Below are 16228 nucleotides of genomic sequence, written 5' to 3' on the forward strand. Positions count from 1 at the left end.
GGTGGCTTCCGTCGGGACGACCGTCCGGGTGGGTTCCGTCGTGATGACCGTGACGACCGTCCGCGTCGCGACGACCGTCCGTTCCGGGACCGCGATGACCGTGGTGGCGACCGCGGCGGTTTCCGTCGTGACGACCGTCCGTCGGGCGGGTACGGCCGGGACCGTGACGACCGCGGTGGCGACCGCGGCGGCTTCCGCCGTGACGACCGCCCCTACGGCGACCGTGGCGGGTTCCGCCGCGATGACCGCCCGGGTGGCTACGACCGTGGTGGCCGTGACGACCGTGGTGGCGACCGCGGTGGCTTCCGTCGGGACGACCGGGGCGACCGCCCGGCCGGCGGCGGTTTCCGTCGTGACGACCGTCCGTCGGGTGGCTTCGGTCGGGACCGTGACGACCGTGGTGGCGAGCGCGGCGGTTTCCGTCGTGACGACCGTCCGGCTGGTGGCGGTTTCCGCCGTGACGACCGGGGCGACCGCCCGGCCGGCGGTGGCTTCCGTCGGGACGACCGTCCGGGTGGGTTCCGTCGTGATGACCGTGACGACCGTCCGCGTCGCGACGACCGTCCGTTCCGGGACCGCGACGACCGTGGTGGCGACCGCGGCGGCTTCCGCCGTGACGACCGGGGCGACCGCGGCGGTTTCCGGGGCGGCCGTGACGAGCGCGGTGGCGACCGTGGCGGCTTCCGCCGTGACGACCGGGGTGACCGCGGTGGCTTCCGTGGCGGGCGCGACGACCGTGGCGGCTACCGCGGTGGCCGTGACGAGCGCGGTGGCCGGGACCAGGACGACCGCCGGGGCAACTACGAGCCGGTCAAGCGCCTGCCGATCCCGGAGGACGTCACCGGCTTCGAGATCGACGCGGATGTGCGCCAGGAGCTCAAGAGCCTGCCCAAGACGCTCGCCGACGATGTCGCCCGCAACCTGGTGATGGTCGCCCGCCTGCTCGACAGCGAGCCGGAGGAGGCCTACCAGTACTCGCGCGTCGCGCTGCGGCTCGCCTCCCGCGTCGCTGCCGTCCGTGAGGCGGCCGGCTTCGCCTCCTACATGACCCAGCGCTACTCGGAGGCGCTGACCGAGTTCCGCGCCGCCCGCCGGATGACCGGCCGGACGGACCTGTGGCCGGTCATGGCCGACTGCGAGCGCGGCCTGGGCCGCCCGGAGCGGGCGCTGGCGATGGCCGGCGAGCCCGAGGTCAAGCAGCTGGACAAGGCCGGTCAGGTCGAGATGCGCCTGGTCGCGGCCGGTGCGCGTACCGACATGGAGCAGTTCGACGCGGCCGTCGTCACCCTGCAGAGCCCCGAGCTGGCCTCGCCCGCCGTGCACCCGTGGACCGCGCGTCTGCGGTACGCCTACGCCGAGGCGCTGATCGCGGCCGGCCGTGGTGAGGAGGCCCGCGACTGGTTCGCCAAGGCCGTCGAGGCGGACAGCGACGGCACCACCAACGCCGCCGAGCGCCTCGCCGAGATCGACGGCGTGGAGTTCGTGGACGCCCTCGACCCCGAGTTCGCGGACGAGGAGACCGAGCCGGCGGTCGTCGAGCCGGCCAAGCGCAAGGGCGGCGAGGCCTCGGACGAGAAGGTCATCTTCGAGGACGAGGAGGACGTCGAGGAGTACTACGACGAGGACGACCTCGAAATCGACGAGGACTTCGACGGCGTGGTCCCCGAGCGGGCGGAGAAGGCCGATGAGGCCGACGAAGCCGACGAGGCGGCCAAGGACGGCGGCGAGTCCGACAAGTAGGCGTCGGTCCTGACGACGAGTGAGGCCCTGCCGCACCCCGGGAGATCCGGAGTGCGGCAGGGCCTCACTGCGTTCCGGCCGGGCCACCGGCCACCGGCGGCCGGGGCCGGCCACCGGCCGCGTCAGCCGAGTTCGAGGTTGCGCAGCACCAGCCCGGTGGCCGGCTTCGGGCCGAAGGAGGTGGACTTGCGCGGCATGGTGACGCCCTGTTCGGCGAGCCGGCGGACGACGCTCTCCCGCACCGGGTGCAGCAGCACGGCCGTCCCGCCGCTGCGGGCGGCCTCGCGTTCGGCGGCGGCGGCCGTGTGCAGGTAGCCGATGTCGTCGGGGCTGTCGGGGATCCGCCAGGTGTGGTCGAGCAGGGTGGAGTGCAGCACGGTGGCGTCCAGGTGGCGCCACTCCTCGGGCTTGTCGTGCGGCACGGTGGCGTCGAGCAGGGTCTCGTCGGGGTCGCCGACCAGCCGGTAGACGCCGTCCCCGCCGGTCAGCAGGAAGCCGCTGCCGCCGTGGCGCTTCTGCTCGGCGAGCGCCTGGAGGGCGGTGTCCAGCGGGCCGGGGACCTCCTTGACCCGCCACTGGTCGCCGAGCCGCCGCAGGGCCTCGGTGACCGGCAGGCGGTACAGCACCCGGTGGATGGCCCGCACCCGCAGCGGGTAGCGGGCGGTGTCGACGAGCAGCACCAGGCCCCGGTCCCAGGGGCTGCGCGGCAGGTGGCGGTGCTCGCGCTGGAGCCGAAGGTACATCTCCCAGCGGTGGTGGCCGTCGGCGATGAGGGCGCGGCAGGTGGCCAGGTCGCGGCCGACGGCGCCGATCTCGGCGGGGTCGGTGACCGCCCACAGGCGGTGGTGGGTGCCGTCGGAGGTGGTCGTGGTGAGCAGCGGTTCGCCGCCCACCGCGCGTTCGACCACGTCGGACGCGCCGCCGCTGCCGCGGTAGGTGAGCAGCAGCGGTTCGAGGTTGGCCCGGGTGGTGCGCATCAGGCCGACCCGGTCGGCGACCGGCCGGGGCATCACGTCCTCGTGGGGGAGGACCACGCCGGCCTCGTTGCCGCTGATCGCGAGGGCGCCGATCAGGCCGCGCTGCAGCACCTCGGGTGTGTCGTCGGTGGCGGGGACCCGCTGCTCGTAGACGTACAGGGCCGGCACGGGGTCGGCGGCCAGGACGCCCTCGCGCTGCCACTCGCGCAGCAGCCGGGCGGCGTGCCGGTAGCGGGTGTCGCGGTCGGGGCGGTCGCCGGTGTCCTCCGGTTCGGGGCGCGGCAGGATCAGCCGGACGACGTTGTGCGGGTCGGCGGTCTCCAGGTCGAGCCTGCGGCCGGGGTCGACCACGTCGTACGGGGGCGAGGTGACGGCGGCCAGGGCTCCGACCCGGTCGGGGACGTACCTGAGGCCGCGGAAGGGGGACAGGGACAGACCTGCGGTGGCGACGTGCCCGGGATCGCCGGGGCCGCCGTGCGGAGACTCCGCTCCGCTTTCTGCACTGGGTGTGCTCATTCTGGGCATCGTAACCGGGTACGCGTTGTTCAGAGATCGGAACACCCGTGCCGGTCCGGCGGCGGGTGTCGTGGACCGAGGGCGAGGTACGGCGTGGACGAGCGCGACGAGCGGGTGGACGAAGGCGCAGGTGGCGGCACGGCCGGGGCCGTCGGTGGCGGCGGCGTGCCCGGGCAGCAGCGGCGGTCGGGGGATCCGGCGGGGGACGTCTACGAGTGGTTCCGCCGGGGTGTGAAGCTGCTCGCCCAGGGCAATCCGGCGGCGGCCGAGCAGCTGCTGGCGCGGGCGGCCGCGGCGGAGCCGGCCTCGCGCAGCATCCGGGAGGCGCTCGCCCGGGCGCAGTTCGACGCGGGCGCGTACGCGGCGGCGCTGGAGAACTTCCGGGCCGTGGCGCTGGCGGATCCGTCGGACGACTACGCTCAGTTCGGGTGGGGCGTGGCGGCGGCCCGGCTGGGTGACTTCGAGACCTCCGCCGAGCATCTGGCGCTGGCCGTGGCGATGCGGCCGGACATCGACCACTACCGGGCCGCGCTGCGGCAGACCCGGGCGACGCTGGCGGCCCGGGCCGGGGCGTTCGGCCCGCTGCTGCCGGGGGCGCCGGGGTACCTGGAGCCGCCGGCCGGGGCGCAGGACGCGCCGGAGGGCCGGGCTTCCGGACCGGAGCCGGGAACCACGGCGGGCCCGGAGCCGACGGGTGAGCGGGACCGGCGGGACGGCTGAGACCGGACGGCCGGTGCCCGTGGCGCCGACGGCGTCGACCAGCACCGACCAGCACCGACGAGCACCGACGAGCACGACTGACGCGATGAGTGAGGTAGAGCAGGCATGACCGAGACGGCCACCACCGTGCGACGGACCGCCCCGGGCGGCAGCGAGCTGCCGCTGACCGAGGCGTACGACACGGCACTGCTGGACCTCGACGGCGTGGTGTACGCCGGACCGTACGCGATCGAGCACGCCGTGGACTCGCTGGCGGCGGCCCGCGCGGCCGGGATGCGGCTGGCGTACGTGACCAACAACGCCTCCCGCCCGCCCCGGGTGGTGGCCGCGCACCTGAGCGAGCTGGGCGTACCGGCAGAGCCGGCGGATGTGATCAACTCCGCGCAGGCGGCGGCCCGGGTGCTCGCCGACAAGCTGCCGGCCGGTGCGAAGGTGCTGGTCGTGGGCGGGCTGGGGCTGGAGGAGGCGCTGGCCGAGCGCGGGCTGGTCGCCGTCCGGACGCTGGCCGAGGAGCCGCTCGCGGTGGTCCAGGGCTTCGACGCCTCGGTGGGCTGGACGCAGCTGGCGGAGGCCTCGTACGCGGTGCAGTCCGGGCTGCCGTGGGTGGCGTCCAACACCGATGTGACGGTGCCGACCGCGCGCGGCATCGCGCCGGGCAACGGCATGCTGGTGGCGGCCGTGCGGGCGGCGACCGGGGTGGAGCCGGAGGTGGCGGGCAAGCCGCTGCCGCCGATGCACCGGGAGACGGTGCTGCGGACCGGCGCGAAGCGGCCGCTGGTGGTCGGCGACCGGCTGGACACCGACATCGAGGGCGCGTTCAACGGCGGGGTGGACAGCCTGCTGGTCTTCACCGGGGTGACGACGGCGGCGCAGCTGCTGGCGGCCCCGGCCGAGCACCGGCCGACCTATCTGGCGGCGGACCTGCGGGGGCTGCTGACCGGCCATGCGGCGGTCACGGCGCAGCCGGGCGGCGGCTTCTCCTGCGGCGGCTTCGTCGCGACGGCGCAGGACGGCGTGCTGCGGCTGGAGGGCGTCGGCGCGGACCGCTGGGACGGGCTGCGGGCGCTGTGCGCGGCGGCGTGGACCGCGCTGGACGCGGACGGCGGGCCGGCGGACGGCCGGAAGGCGCTGGCCGAGCTCGGGTTCTAGGAGGCCGACCGGCCGGGTCAGAGCAGGGTGCGCAGCCGCAGCAGGTCGCGGAAGCCCGCCTCCAGCCTGACCCGGCCGCCGGCCCAGGCGGAGGCGAAGTTGAGCCGGCCGCCGACCAGGGCGACCAGGTCGTCGCTGCTCATGGTGAGCCGCAGGTCGGCCTTCTCGGTGGGGAGGCCGGGCGCCTCCTTGAGGTCCTGGATGCTGCCCTCGCGCAGCCGCCCGGTGAAGGTGAGGTCGAGGTCGGTGATCCGGCAGCTGAGCGAGCGGTCCAGCCCGGCGGCCTTGCGGACGTCGCCGGTGGCCTTGGCGAGGTTGCGGCTGAGCTGCTCCAGAGCCTCGCGGCACTCCTCGGCGTCGGCCATGGCGGCGGATCCCCTCCTTCGGCGGGCCGCGGCGCTCCGGCGGGTGGCCGGGTCCGGCGGCGGGTGACTGCCGGGCCACGGTACCGCAGGACGTATTTGGCGGTAGCGTCGTCTGTGGGATGCCCGGATTCGTCCGGGCGTCGACGCGACGGAAGCGATGCGCGCAGGCGAATGGGAGGCACCCGGATGCTGCCGAGGACGGTGCGAGGAGCGGTGGTGGCCGCGGCCGTACTGGTGGAGGAGGTCGGCAAGCGCGTCGTCGGGACGGCGGCCGACCTGCTGGAGAAGGGCGGGATCGACGTCGCGGAGGTGGAGCGGCGGCTGGGCGGTCAGTTCCCGCCGTCGGCGAAGTCGCTCCAGACGCTGGCCGAGGAGGCGGTGACCGCCGGCCGGGCCGGGGTGGACCTCGCGGTGGGGGTGGCGCGCGGTGAGGTCGAGAAGGTCTTCGAGCGGGTCGGCGACCAGGTGACCAAGGTGGGCGTGGTGCTGGCCTACCTGGAGAACAAGCTGCGCGAGGTCGAGGAGGACGACGCGGCGGAGCGGGACGGGTCCGCGCCGGCCGCGCCCGCGCCCCGGGCCGGCGGGCTGTTCGGGGAGGGCTGGGAGCAGGAGACGGCGGGTTCGGCGGAGGCCGAGCGGATAGCGGTGGACGAGCCGGTGGAGGTGGACCCGCCGGTGCCGCCGGTCGGCGAGGTCCCCGTCGCGCGGGCCGCCCCGGCGGCTCCGGCTGCCCCCGTCGCCCCGGTGAAGGAGGCGGCGGCCGAGAAGCCGGCCGCCGCGAAGAAGACCACCGGGAAGAAGCCCGCCGCCGCGAAGAAGACCGCGGCCGGGAAGAAGTCGGCCGCGAAGAAGACCGCGGTGAAGAAGACGGCCGTCAAGAAGACCGCGACCGCCAAGCGGACCACGACCGCGCGGAAGGCCGCCGAGGCGGGCCAGGACCAGCCGCCCGCCAAGCGGACCGCGACCAGGAAGACCACCGTGCGCCGGACCACCACGAAGAAGCCCGATGCCTGATCCGCAGCCCCCGACCGATCCCGGTCCCACCCCCGCCCCCGCCCCTGTGCCCGGCGCCGGTGAGCCGCAACCGCTCGGCGTCGAGCTGACCGCCACCGGGCACCCGGCGGTGGACGCCGGCCTGGCCCGGCTGGAGGCGCTGGACGGGGTGCCGACCGACGCGCACCTCGCGGTGTACGAAGATGTCCATCAGCGGCTGGCCGACACGCTGGCCGCCCTCGACCGGGACTGACCGGGCGAACGAGAACCATCCGTAGGAGCTGAAACACCAGTGGCAGTGGCACGACGCCGACTCGACGCGGAGCTGGTCCGCCGCAAGCTGGCCCGGTCGCGGGAGCAGGCCTCCGAGCTGATCGCGGCCGGCCGGGTGACCGTCGGCGGGACCACCGCGACCAAGCCGGCCACCCAGGTGGAGACCTCGGCGGCGGTCGTGGTGGCCAAGGACGAGAACGACCCCGACTACGTCTCGCGCGGCGGCCACAAGCTCGCCGGGGCGTTCGCGGCGTTCCTCCCGCAGGGCCTGGTCGTCGAGGGCCGCCGGGCGCTGGACGCGGGCGCGTCCACCGGCGGGTTCACCGACGTGCTGCTGCGCGCCGGGGCGGCGCACGTACTGGCGGTGGACGTGGGCTACGGGCAGCTGGCCTGGTCGCTGCAGAGCGACGAGCGGGTCACCGTGATGGACCGCACCAACGTCCGCGAGCTCACCCCTGAGATGATCGGCGGCACCGAGGTCGACCTGGTGGTCGGCGACCTGTCGTTCATCTCGCTGGGCCTGGTGCTGCCCGCGCTGGCCGGCTGCGCCGCCGAGGACGCGGACCTGGTGCTGATGGTCAAGCCGCAGTTCGAGATCGGCAAGGAGCGCCTCGGCAGCGGCGGGGTGGTGCGCAGCCCGCAGCTGCGCGCCGAGATGGTGCGCCAGGTGGCGGGGCAGGCGTGGGAGCTCGGGCTGGGCGTGCGGGCGGTCACCGCGAGCCCCCTGCCCGGACCGTCCGGAAATGTCGAGTACTTCCTGTGGATGCGCCGGGACGCGCCCCCGTTGGACCCCGCGGAGGCGGACCGGGCCGTCGCCGAGGGCCCCCGATAGGGTGCTCTGGGGACGTCCGGTCCGTCATGCTGGGTGGCGCGGCCGTACCGGGCCGACGGGGACCCGGCCGGCGTAGGGAGAGGGCAGCGGGCATGAGTGATGAACGTACGGTCTTCCTGATCGCGCACACGGGCCGCGAGGCGGCACTGCGCAGCGTCGAAGGACTGGTGCACGGCCTGCTCAAGGCGGGGATCCGGATCAGACTGCTGGCGGCCGAGGCCGTCGACCTGGACCTGCCGACCGGGGTGGAGACGGTGGCCGGCGGCCCGGGCGCGGCGGACGGCTGCGAGCTGATCCTGGTCGCGGGCGGGGACGGGACGCTGCTGCGCGGGGCCGAGCTGGCCCGCGAGCACGGCCTGCCGATGCTCGGCATCAACCTGGGCCGGGTCGGGTTCCTGGCCGAGGCGGAGCGGGACGACCTGGCGGTGGTGGTCGAGCGGGTGGTCGAGGCGGACTACGAGGTCGAGGAGCGGATGACCCTCGACGTGATCGTCCGCACCAACGGCGACGTGGTGCACCACGACTGGGCGTTGAACGAGGCCTCGATCGAGAAGGCGGCCCGGGAGCGGATGCTGGAGGTGGTGACCGAGGTGGACGGCCGTCCGGTCTCCAACTTCGGCTGCGACGGGGTGGTGTGCGCCACGCCGACCGGGTCGACCGCGTACGCGTTCTCCGGCGGCGGGCCGGTGGTCTGGCCGGAGGTGGAGGCGCTGCTGATGGTGCCGATCAGCGCGCACGCGCTGTTCGCCCGCCCGCTGGTGACCTCGCCGGACTCGGTGCTGGCGGTGGAGGTGCAGCCGAAGACCCCGCACGGGGTGCTGTGGTGCGACGGCCGGCGCTCGGTGGAACTGCCCGCCGGGGCACGGGTCGAGGTCCGCCGGGGGCAGACCCCGGTGCGGCTGGCCCGGCTGCACCGGGCGCCGTTCACCGACCGGCTGGTGGCGAAGTTCGCGCTGCCGGTGACCGGCTGGCGCGGCCGGGCCGACACCCAGTGACCGCCCCGCTCTGACGGCCCGCCCGTGGCGGCGGGCCGTCAGACCGCGAGGGGCTGGGTGTCGTCGGAGCCCTGCCAGCGGCCCTCCTCCTCGGCGCGGACGGCGACCTCGGCGAGCCGGCGGACGGCGTCCGGCGCGGCGGGGGCGGCCACGGTGAGCGGGATCCGGATGTGGTGCTCGAAGGCGCCGTCGGAGCCGAACCGGTTGCCGGCGGCGATCCGGACCCCGGCGCGCTCTCCGGCGCGGGCCAGCGCCGCGCCGGAGACCCCGCCGGTGGCGACCCAGAGCGACAGCCCGCCCGGCGGCAGGGCGAACCGCCAGTGCGGCAGCTGCTCGCGCAGGGCGGCGTCCAGCGCCCCGGCGGTGTCCCGCAGCCGGGCCAGCTGGTGGGCACGGACGGCCGGCAGGTCCCCGGTCAGCAGCTCGGCGGCGATCAGCTGGTCCAGGACGGGCGCGCCGACGTCGCTGTAGACCCGGGTGGTGGCCAGCCGGCGGACGAGGGCGGGCGCGGCGCGCACCCAGCCGATCCGCAGGCCGCCCCAGAGCAGCTTGCCGGCCGAGCCGACGGTGACCACCTGGGCGGCGCGGTCCAGGGCCGCCGTGGGGCGGGGCGGGGTGACGCCCTCGGGCAGGCCCCAGCCGAGTTCGGCGGTGGTCTCGTCGGCCAGTACGACGGTGCCGGCGGAGCGGGCGGCGGCGAGCAGCTCGCGCCGCTGCTCCTCGTCGATCAGCGCGCCGGTGGGGTTGTGGAAGTCGGGGATGACGTAGGCGGCCTTGGGCGCGGCCCCGCTCAGCACCCGGCGCCACTCGGCGAGGTCCCACGTGAACGCGGGGGTGAGCGGGACGGGGACCAGCCGGGCCTCGTTGAGCCGCAGGGCCTGGAGGGTGTGCGCGTAGCTGGGCGCCTCGACGGCGACCCGGTCGCCGCGGCCGAGCAGGGCCTGGCGGACCAGGTGCAGGGCGCCCATCGCGCCGATGGTGATCAGGATCTGGTCGGGCGTGGTCGGCAGTCCGCGCTCGGTGAAGCGGCGGGCGACCGCCTCGCGCAGCACCGGGACGCCGGTCGGGTAGTGGCCGTGCCCGGCGGCGTACGCGGGCAGCTGCTCGACGGCGCGGGCGGCGGCCGCGGAGAGGAAGGGCTGCGGGGCGGGCAGCGCGGCGACCCCGAGGTCCAGGGTGCGCCCCTGCTCGTCCGGCGGCACCGGGTGCAGGGCGTCGCTGGGCGGGGCCGAGCCCTCGGGCAGGGCGGTCCAGCTGCCGGAGCCGCGGCGGCTGCGCAGGTAGCCGTCGGCCCGCAGCGCCTCGTAGGCGGTGGCCACGGTGGTGCGGCTGAGCCGCAGGGCGAGGGCCAGCTCGCGTTCGGCGGGCAGCCGGGCGCCGACCGGCAGCCGGCCCTCGGAGACCAGCAGCCGGACCTGGGCGGCCAGCGTGCGGTAGGCGGGGCGGCGGGCGGCGCCGGCCGGCTCGGGCAGCCGCGCGGTGGCGAGCAGCCGGGCGAGCGCCGCGGAGGTGACGGTGGTCTGCCAGTCGGCCATGGCTCATCAGTCCACTTGCTGGGGATTGGCCCTGTCGCGGGCCGTATTGGCCTGGCCATCATGGCAGGGCGGCCGTTGAGTCCGCCACCGTCGGGCTTCGCGCCACGGCGGTGCAGCACCACCTGCTCGGAGATTCCATGGCCACCAGCGTGAGCACCCGCCCGTCCCCGTCCCCGTCCGGCGACCCCGAGCGCCCGGGCCTCGCCGTCCGCGTGCTGGGCGACACCCACGCCCTCGGCCGCCGGCTGCCGCAGCTGTTCGGCGGCCTCGCGCTCTACGGGGCCAGCATGGGCCTGATGCTCCGCTCCGGCCTCGGGCTCGACCCCTGGGACGTCTTCCACCAGGGCTTGCAGGGCACCTTCGGGCTCTCGGTGGGCGCCTGGGTGACGATCTGCGGCGCGCTGGTGCTGCTGCTGTGGATTCCGCTGCGGCAGCTGCCGGGCCTCGGCACCGTCGCCAATGTGCTGGTGATCGGCGCCGCCATGGACGCCACGGTGAGCCTCGTCGACGCCCCCGGGGCGCTGCCGGCGCGGATCGCGCTGATGACGGGCGCGATCGTGCTCAACGGCCTGGCCACCGGCCTCTACATCGGCGCCCGGCTCGGCCCGGGACCGCGCGACGGCCTGATGACCGGCCTGCACCGGCGCACCGGCGGCTCGCTGCGGCTGATCCGCACCGGCATCGAGCTGATCGTGCTGGCCGCCGGCTTCCTGCTCGGCGGCACCGTCGGCATCGGCACCGTCGCCTACGCGCTGGCCATCGGCCCCCTCGCGCAGTTCTTCCTGCCCTGGTGCACCGTCCCCACCGCGGCCCGGCGGGCCGGGCGCGCGGAGGGGGCCGTCGACTCCCGGAAGGGGTGAACTTCCGGGTACGGAGTTGCCGCGCGTCGTTGTCGCTCGTCGCGCGGCGGGGGCGGAACCTCGTAAGGTCGTCTCCGTGTTGGACGAGATGCGGATACGGGATCTTGGGGTCATCGACGACGCGGTCGTCGAGCTCGCCCCCGGCTTCACCGCCGTGACCGGCGAGACCGGCGCCGGCAAGACCATGGTGGTGACCAGCCTCGGCCTGCTGCTCGGCGGCCGCGCCGACCCGGGCCTGGTACGCAACGGCAGTGCCCGCGCGGTCGTCGAGGGCCGCCTCGAACTGCCCGCCGGCTCCCCGGTGGCGGCCCGGGCGGTGGAGGCGGGCGCCGAACTGGACGACGGCGCGCTGCTGATCAGCCGGACCGTCTCCGCCGAGGGGCGCTCCCGCGCCCACGTCGGCGGCCGGTCCGTCCCGGTCGGCCTGCTCGCCGAACTCGGCGAGGACCTGATCGCGGTGCACGGCCAGACCGATCAGCAGCGGCTGCTGCGCCCGGCCCGCCAGCGCGGCGCCCTGGACCGGTACGCGGGCGAGTCCGTCGCCGAGCTGCTGGCCCGCTACCGCGAGGTCTACCGCCGGCTGCGCGAGGTCTCCGCCACCCTGGAGGAGCTGACCACCCGGGCCCGCGAGCGCGCCCAGGAGGCCGACCTGCTGCGCTTCGGCCTGGACGAGGTCGCCGCCGCCGAACCGGTGGCCGGCGAGGACGAGGAGCTGTCCGCCGAGGCCGAGCGGCTCGGCCACGCCGACGCGCTCTCCTCCGCCGCCACCCTGGCGCACGCCGCGCTGGCCGGCGACCCGGCCGACCCGGAGGCGCTGGACGCGGGCACCCTGCTCGCCCAGGCCCGCCGCGCGGTGGAGGCCGTCCGCCACCACGACGAGCGGCTCGCCGCCCTCGCCGACCGCCTCAACGAGGTCGGCTACCTGCTCGCGGACGTCGCCGGCGACCTGGCCGGCTACGCCGACGACCTGGACGCCGACCCGGTGCGCCTCGCCGCCGTCGAGGACCGCCGGGCCGTCCTGGCCCAGCTGCTGCGCAAGTACGGCGGCCCCGAGAACACCCTGGCCGAGGTGATCGCCTGGGCCGAGGCCGGATCCGCGCGGCTCACGGAGCTCGACGGCGACGACGAGCGGATCGACGAGCTCGGCGCACAGGAGACCGCGCTGCGCGCCGAGTTGGCCGACCTCGCGGCCGAGGTGTCGGCCGCCCGGCAGGCCGCCGCGGGGCGCTTCGCGGAGGCCGTCTCCGCCGAGCTCGCCGAGCTGGCGATGCCGCACGCCCGGGTGACCTTCGCGATCAGCCGGCTGGACGACCTGTCCGGGATCGAGATCGAGGGCCGCACCGTCGCCTACGGCCCGCACGGCGTGGACGAGGTCGAGGTGCTGCTCGCCCCGCACCCCGGCGCCCAGCCCCGGCCGATCGCCAAGGGCGCCTCGGGCGGCGAGCTGTCCCGGGTGATGCTCGCCGTCGAGGTGGTCTTCGCCGGTGCCGACCCCGTCCCCACCTACCTGTTCGACGAGGTGGACGCGGGCGTCGGCGGCAAGGCGGCGGTCGAGATCGGCCGCCGGCTCGCCAAGCTGGCCGAGAGCGCCCAGGTCGTCGTGGTCACCCACCTGCCGCAGGTGGCGGCCTTCGCCGACCGCCACCTGGTGGTCGAGAAGACCCACGACGGCACCGTGACCCGCAGCGGCGTCAAGGTGCTGAGCGACGAGGAGCGGGTGCGCGAGCTCTCCCGGATGCTGGCCGGCCTGGAGGATTCCGAGCTGGGCCGGGCACACGCCGAGGAGCTGCTCGCCGCGGCCCGCGCCCCCCGGCGCCGCTAGTCGGAGGCCCGGTCCGCTCCGGCGGCCCTCACGGACCGGCCACGACGCGCCCCGCCGGGGGCGCCGACTGTCCAAGAGGGCCGCCGACCTGGCATGGTGGCCGCTGGACACTGGCCTTCCTGTCCCGAGCGCCGCCGGAGGGAAACCCCCGTCCGGGGCGCGCGTAGCTGATCGAGTCGGATGCGAGACGACGTGGACCATTCCGCCGCCCGGGCCGCCGCGGCCACCCCCGAACCGGGGCAGCTCAGCGTGGTGCTCGTCCTGGCCGCCAGTACGGGCGGCATCGGTGCGCATGTGCGCTCCCTGGCACAGGGCCTGGTCGCGCACGGAGTGACCGTCACGGTGTGCGCCCCCGCCGGCGCGGACGCGCTGTTCGGCTTCTCCCGCACCGGCGCCCGGTTCCACCTGGTCGACATCACCCCGACCGCGGGCGCCCGCAGCGACGCCACCGCCATCGGCGAACTGCGCCGGGCGTTCACCGGCGCCGACGTGGTGCACGCCCACGGCCTGCGCGCGGCGCTGCTGTCCGACCTCGCGCTGCGCACCGCGGGCCGCTTCCCGGGCCTGCGCCCGGAGACGCCGCTGGTGGTCACCGCGCACCACGCGCTGCTCGCCACCGGTATGGAGCGCCGGCTCCAGCGGCTGATGGAGCGCCGGGTGGCGCGCGCCGCCGACCTGGTGCTCGGCGCCTCCTCGGACCTGGTGGCCCGGGCCCGCGAGCTCGGCGCCACCGACGCCAGGCTCGGCCCGGTCGCCGCGCCGCCGATGCCCGAGGGCCGGCTGGAGCGCGCGCAGGCCCGGGCGGCGCTGCTCGGCGGGGGGCCGGACCGCCCGCTGGTGCTCGCGGTCGGCCGGCTCGTCCCGCAGAAGGCGTTCGGGCTGCTGCTGGACGCCACCGGGGAGCTGTCCGCGGCGGACCCGCAGCCGCTGCTGCTGCTCGCCGGGGACGGCCCGGAGGCCGCCGGGCTGCGTGAGCGGGTGGCGGCCGAGAAGCTGCCGGTGCGGCTGCTCGGCTACCGCACCGACGTGCCCGACCTGCTGGCCGCCGCCGACGTGCTGGTGGTCTCCAGCCGCTGGGAGGCCCGCTCGCTGGTGGTCCAGGAGGCGATGCGGGCAGGCGTGCCGGTGGTGGCCACGGCCGTCGGCGGCATCCCCGAACTGGTCGGCGACGCCGCCGTGCTGGTCCCGCCCGGTGACGCGGCGGCGATCGGCCGGGCGGTGCGCGCACTGCTGGCCGACCCGGCGCGCCGCGAGCGCCTGGTGGCGGCCGGCCGGCAGCAGGCGGACACCTGGCCGGACGAGGCCGCCACCGTCGCCCAGGTGCTCAGCACCTACGACGAGCTGGTGCAGCGCAACCGGTAGCCGTCCGGCGGATTCAGACGGTGGCCTGCTCGCCGGCCCGGTCGGCGGCCAGGCCGTCCGGCTGGGCGGAGAGGTAGGCGCCGCCGCAGGCGGTCAGCCGCAGCGCGGTGTCGATCAGCGGGACGTGGCTGAACGCCTGCGGGAAGTTGCCGACCTGCCGCTTGAGCCGCGGGTCCCACTCCTCGGCGAGCAGCCCGAGGTCGTTGCGCAGCGACAGCAGCCGGTCGAACAGCTCGCGCGCCTCCTGCACCCGGCCGATCATCGCGAGGTCGTCGGCGAGCCAGAACGAGCAGGCCAGGAAGGCGCCCTCGTGGCCGGAGAGGCCGTCGACGTTGTTGCCGCTCTCGTCGTGCGTCGGGTAGCGCAGCACGAAGCCGTCCTCGGTGGCGAGTTCGCGCTGGATCGCCTCGATGGTGCCGATGACGCGCTTGTCGTCCGGGGGCAGGAAGCCGACCTGCGGGATGAGCAGCAGCGAGGCGTCCAGCTCCTTGCCGCCGTAGTACTGGGTGAAGGTGTTGCGGCCCGGGTCGTAGCCCCGCTCGCAGACGTCCCGGTGGATGGTGTCGCGCAGTTCCCGCCAGCGCTCCAGGTGGCCGCCGTCCGGCGCGTCCTCGGGGGTCTGCTCCAGCAGCTTGATGGTGCGGTCGACGGCCACCCAGGCCATCACCTTGGAGTGGACGAAGTGCCGGCGCGGGCCGCGCACCTCCCAGATGCCCTCGTCCGGCTCCTGCCAGTGCTCCTCCAGGTACTCGATGAGCCGCAGCTGGAGGTGGTGGGCGTGGTCGTTGCGGACCAGGCCGGTCATGTGGGCCAGGTGCAGCGCCTCGACGACCTCGCCGTAGACGTCCAGCTGGAGCTGGCCGGCCGCGCCGTTGCCGACCCGCACCGGCTGGGAGCCCTCGTAGCCGGGCAGCCAGTCCAGCGAGGACTCGGTGAGCTCGCGCTCGCCGGCGATGCCGTACATGATCTGCAGGTTCTCCGGGTCGCCGGCGACCGCGCGCAGCAGCCACTCGCGCCAGGCGCGGGCCTCCTCGCGGTAGCCGGTGCGCAGCAGCGAGGAGAGGGTGATCGCGGCGTCGCGCAGCCAGGTGTAGCGGTAGTCCCAGTTGCGCTCGCCGCCGATGTCCTCGGGCAGCGAGGTGGTGGGGGCGGCGACGATCCCGCCGGTGGGGGCGTAGGTGAGGCCCTTGAGGGTGATCAGGGAGCGGACCACGGCCTCCCGGTAGGGGCCCTGGTACGTGCACTGGCCGACCCACTCGTGCCAGAAGTCGGCGGTGGCGTCGAGCAGTTCCTCGGCGTCCGGGGCCTTCGGCGGCTCCAGGTGGGAGGCCTGCCAGGTGAGCGCGAAGGCGATCCGCTCGCCGGCCGAGACGGTGAAGTCGGCGTAGGTGGTGAGGTTGCGGCCGTAGGTGTCGGCCTCGCCGTCCAGCCACACCGAGTCGGGCCCGGCCACGGCGACGGTGCGGTGGCCGCCGTCGGGCTGCTCGACCCGGTGCACCCAGGGCACGACCCGGCCGTAGCTGAACCGCATCCGCACCGCGGAGCGCATCCGCACGGCGCCCGCCACGCCCTCGACGATCCGGATCACCTGCGGGACGGCGTCCTTGCCGGCGAGCGGCCGGGGCGGCATGAAGTCGATCACCCGGACGGTGCCGCCCTGGGTGTCCCACTCCTGTTCCAGGATCAGCGAGTCGCCCCGGTAGCGGCGGCGGTCGGCCGGTACGGCGGGGGCGGCGGCGGTCGGCGGCGGGACCCGCAGGTCACCGGTGTCGGTGAGCCGGGCCCGTGCGGCGGCCGGGGCGGCGGCGGGGGCGGGCTCGGCGGCGGGGGCGGGCAGGTCGGTGGCCACCGCCTCGGCGGGGCCGATTCGCCAGAAGCCGTGTTCGTCGGTGCCGAGCAGGCCGGCGAAGACCGCCGGCGAGTCGAATCGGGGCAGGCAGAGCCAGTCCACCGCTCCGTCCCTGCTGACGAGGGCGGCGGTCTGCATGTCCCCGATGAGTGCGTAGTCCTCGATACGGCCGGCCACGTGATCTCCAGTTCGCAATGTGGTCACGACGCATCGGCGATCCGAGGGGGAGCCAGCGGTGTG

General features: G+C 75.8%; 15 protein-coding genes. 11 read left to right on the forward strand and 4 right to left on the reverse strand.

The window, feature by feature from the left end; genetic code table 11:
* Together ACFU74_RS15905 and ACFU74_RS15910 are read left to right on the forward strand one after the other, a co-directional pair.
* Positions 1–928, forward strand: a 928-nt coding sequence (locus ACFU74_RS15905; protein WP_380756820.1) for a hypothetical protein, incomplete at its 5' end; no start/stop codon positions are given.
* A complete protein-coding gene (locus tag ACFU74_RS15910; RefSeq protein WP_380756822.1) occupies positions 865–1740 on the forward strand; it encodes a hypothetical protein in 876 nt (291 codons plus the stop codon). The genes ACFU74_RS15905 and ACFU74_RS15910, both read left to right, overlap by 64 nt.
* A gap of 122 nt (positions 1741–1862) precedes the next feature.
* Here the strand turns inward: ACFU74_RS15910 and ACFU74_RS15915 are convergent, their stop codons facing one another.
* Positions 1863–3233: a DUF1015 family protein gene (locus tag ACFU74_RS15915; RefSeq protein ID WP_380756825.1), complete on the reverse strand. Its 1371-nt coding sequence runs from the start codon at positions 3231–3233 to the stop codon at positions 1863–1865.
* 93 nt (positions 3234–3326) lie between these two features.
* On the opposite strand from ACFU74_RS15915, the gene ACFU74_RS15920 reads away from it, so the two are divergent.
* Both ACFU74_RS15920 and ACFU74_RS15925 read left to right on the forward strand, forming a co-directional pair.
* Entirely contained in the window at positions 3327–3953 is a 627-nt protein-coding gene (locus ACFU74_RS15920) for a tetratricopeptide repeat protein (RefSeq protein ID WP_380756827.1), read from the forward strand.
* A 105-nt stretch (positions 3954–4058) separates the two neighbouring features.
* Positions 4059–5102 (forward strand): HAD-IIA family hydrolase, encoded by a 1044-nt coding sequence (locus tag ACFU74_RS15925; RefSeq protein WP_380756831.1) that lies wholly within the window; start codon positions 4059–4061, stop codon positions 5100–5102.
* A 17-nt stretch (positions 5103–5119) separates the two neighbouring features.
* Here the strand turns inward: ACFU74_RS15925 and ACFU74_RS15930 are convergent, their stop codons facing one another.
* A complete protein-coding gene (locus ACFU74_RS15930) occupies positions 5120–5467 on the reverse strand; it encodes an alkyl sulfatase C-terminal domain-containing protein (RefSeq protein ID WP_380756833.1) in 348 nt (115 codons plus the stop codon).
* A gap of 186 nt (positions 5468–5653) precedes the next feature.
* On the opposite strand from ACFU74_RS15930, the gene ACFU74_RS15935 reads away from it, so the two are divergent.
* From ACFU74_RS15935 to ACFU74_RS15950, 4 genes are all read left to right on the forward strand, one after another.
* Complete coding sequence (locus ACFU74_RS15935) at positions 5654–6481, forward strand: hypothetical protein (RefSeq protein ID WP_380756835.1); 828 nt, start codon at positions 5654–5656, stop codon at positions 6479–6481.
* Entirely contained in the window at positions 6474–6713 is a 240-nt protein-coding gene (locus tag ACFU74_RS15940; RefSeq protein WP_380756837.1) for a hypothetical protein, read from the forward strand. The genes ACFU74_RS15935 and ACFU74_RS15940 overlap by 8 nt, the downstream gene beginning before the upstream one ends.
* 45 nt (positions 6714–6758) lie before the next feature.
* A complete protein-coding gene (locus ACFU74_RS15945) occupies positions 6759–7565 on the forward strand; it encodes a TlyA family RNA methyltransferase (protein ID WP_380756872.1) in 807 nt (268 codons plus the stop codon).
* 92 nt (positions 7566–7657) lie between these two features.
* Positions 7658–8560, forward strand: a complete 903-nt coding sequence (locus ACFU74_RS15950; protein WP_380756839.1) for an NAD kinase — start codon at positions 7658–7660, stop codon at positions 8558–8560.
* A gap of 38 nt (positions 8561–8598) precedes the next feature.
* Here ACFU74_RS15950 and ACFU74_RS15955 read toward each other — a convergent pair whose 3' ends face one another.
* Positions 8599–10095, reverse strand: a complete 1497-nt coding sequence (locus ACFU74_RS15955; protein WP_380756842.1) for a PLP-dependent aminotransferase family protein — start codon at positions 10093–10095, stop codon at positions 8599–8601.
* A 137-nt stretch (positions 10096–10232) separates the two neighbouring features.
* Between ACFU74_RS15955 and ACFU74_RS15960 the strand changes: the two genes are divergently transcribed.
* The 3 genes from ACFU74_RS15960 to ACFU74_RS15970 all read left to right on the forward strand — a co-directional run bounded on the left by ACFU74_RS15960 (position 10233) and on the right by ACFU74_RS15970 (position 14139).
* Positions 10233–10955, forward strand: a complete 723-nt coding sequence (locus tag ACFU74_RS15960; protein ID WP_380756844.1) for a YitT family protein — start codon at positions 10233–10235, stop codon at positions 10953–10955.
* An 88-nt stretch (positions 10956–11043) separates the two neighbouring features.
* On the forward strand, positions 11044–12777 hold the full coding sequence (gene recN / locus ACFU74_RS15965; protein WP_380756874.1) for a DNA repair protein RecN: 1734 nt from the start codon (positions 11044–11046) through the stop codon (positions 12775–12777).
* A 192-nt stretch (positions 12778–12969) separates the two neighbouring features.
* Positions 12970–14139, forward strand: a complete 1170-nt coding sequence (locus ACFU74_RS15970; RefSeq protein ID WP_380756846.1) for a glycosyltransferase family 4 protein — start codon at positions 12970–12972, stop codon at positions 14137–14139.
* A 13-nt stretch (positions 14140–14152) separates the two neighbouring features.
* Here the strand turns inward: ACFU74_RS15970 and ACFU74_RS15975 are convergent, their stop codons facing one another.
* Positions 14153–16165, reverse strand: a complete 2013-nt coding sequence (locus ACFU74_RS15975) for a glycoside hydrolase family 15 protein (RefSeq protein WP_380756847.1) — start codon at positions 16163–16165, stop codon at positions 14153–14155.
* Positions 16166–16228: the final 63 nt, after the last annotated feature.

The organism is Kitasatospora sp. NPDC057500 (assembly GCF_042802195.1).
Classification (GTDB): domain Bacteria; phylum Actinomycetota; class Actinomycetes; order Streptomycetales; family Streptomycetaceae; genus Kitasatospora.

Excerpts from the sequence above, each read along its gene's own strand:
- ACFU74_RS15915 (WP_380756825.1), bottom strand. The coding sequence starts at position 3,233 with ATGAGCACACCCAGTGCAGAAAGCGGAGCGGAGTCTCCGCACGGCGGC.
- ACFU74_RS15925 (WP_380756831.1), top strand. The coding sequence starts at position 4,059 with ATGACCGAGACGGCCACCACCGTGCGACGGACCGCCCCGGGCGGCAGC.
- ACFU74_RS15930 (WP_380756833.1), bottom strand. The coding sequence starts at position 5,467 with ATGGCCGACGCCGAGGAGTGCCGCGAGGCTCTGGAGCAGCTCAGCCGC.
- ACFU74_RS15935 (WP_380756835.1), top strand. The coding sequence starts at position 5,654 with ATGCTGCCGAGGACGGTGCGAGGAGCGGTGGTGGCCGCGGCCGTACTG.
- ACFU74_RS15940 (WP_380756837.1), top strand. The coding sequence starts at position 6,474 with ATGCCTGATCCGCAGCCCCCGACCGATCCCGGTCCCACCCCCGCCCCC.
- ACFU74_RS15950 (WP_380756839.1), top strand. The coding sequence starts at position 7,658 with ATGAGTGATGAACGTACGGTCTTCCTGATCGCGCACACGGGCCGCGAG.
- ACFU74_RS15955 (WP_380756842.1), bottom strand. The coding sequence starts at position 10,095 with ATGGCCGACTGGCAGACCACCGTCACCTCCGCGGCGCTCGCCCGGCTG.
- ACFU74_RS15960 (WP_380756844.1), top strand. The coding sequence starts at position 10,233 with ATGGCCACCAGCGTGAGCACCCGCCCGTCCCCGTCCCCGTCCGGCGAC.
- recN (WP_380756874.1), top strand. The coding sequence starts at position 11,044 with ATGCGGATACGGGATCTTGGGGTCATCGACGACGCGGTCGTCGAGCTC.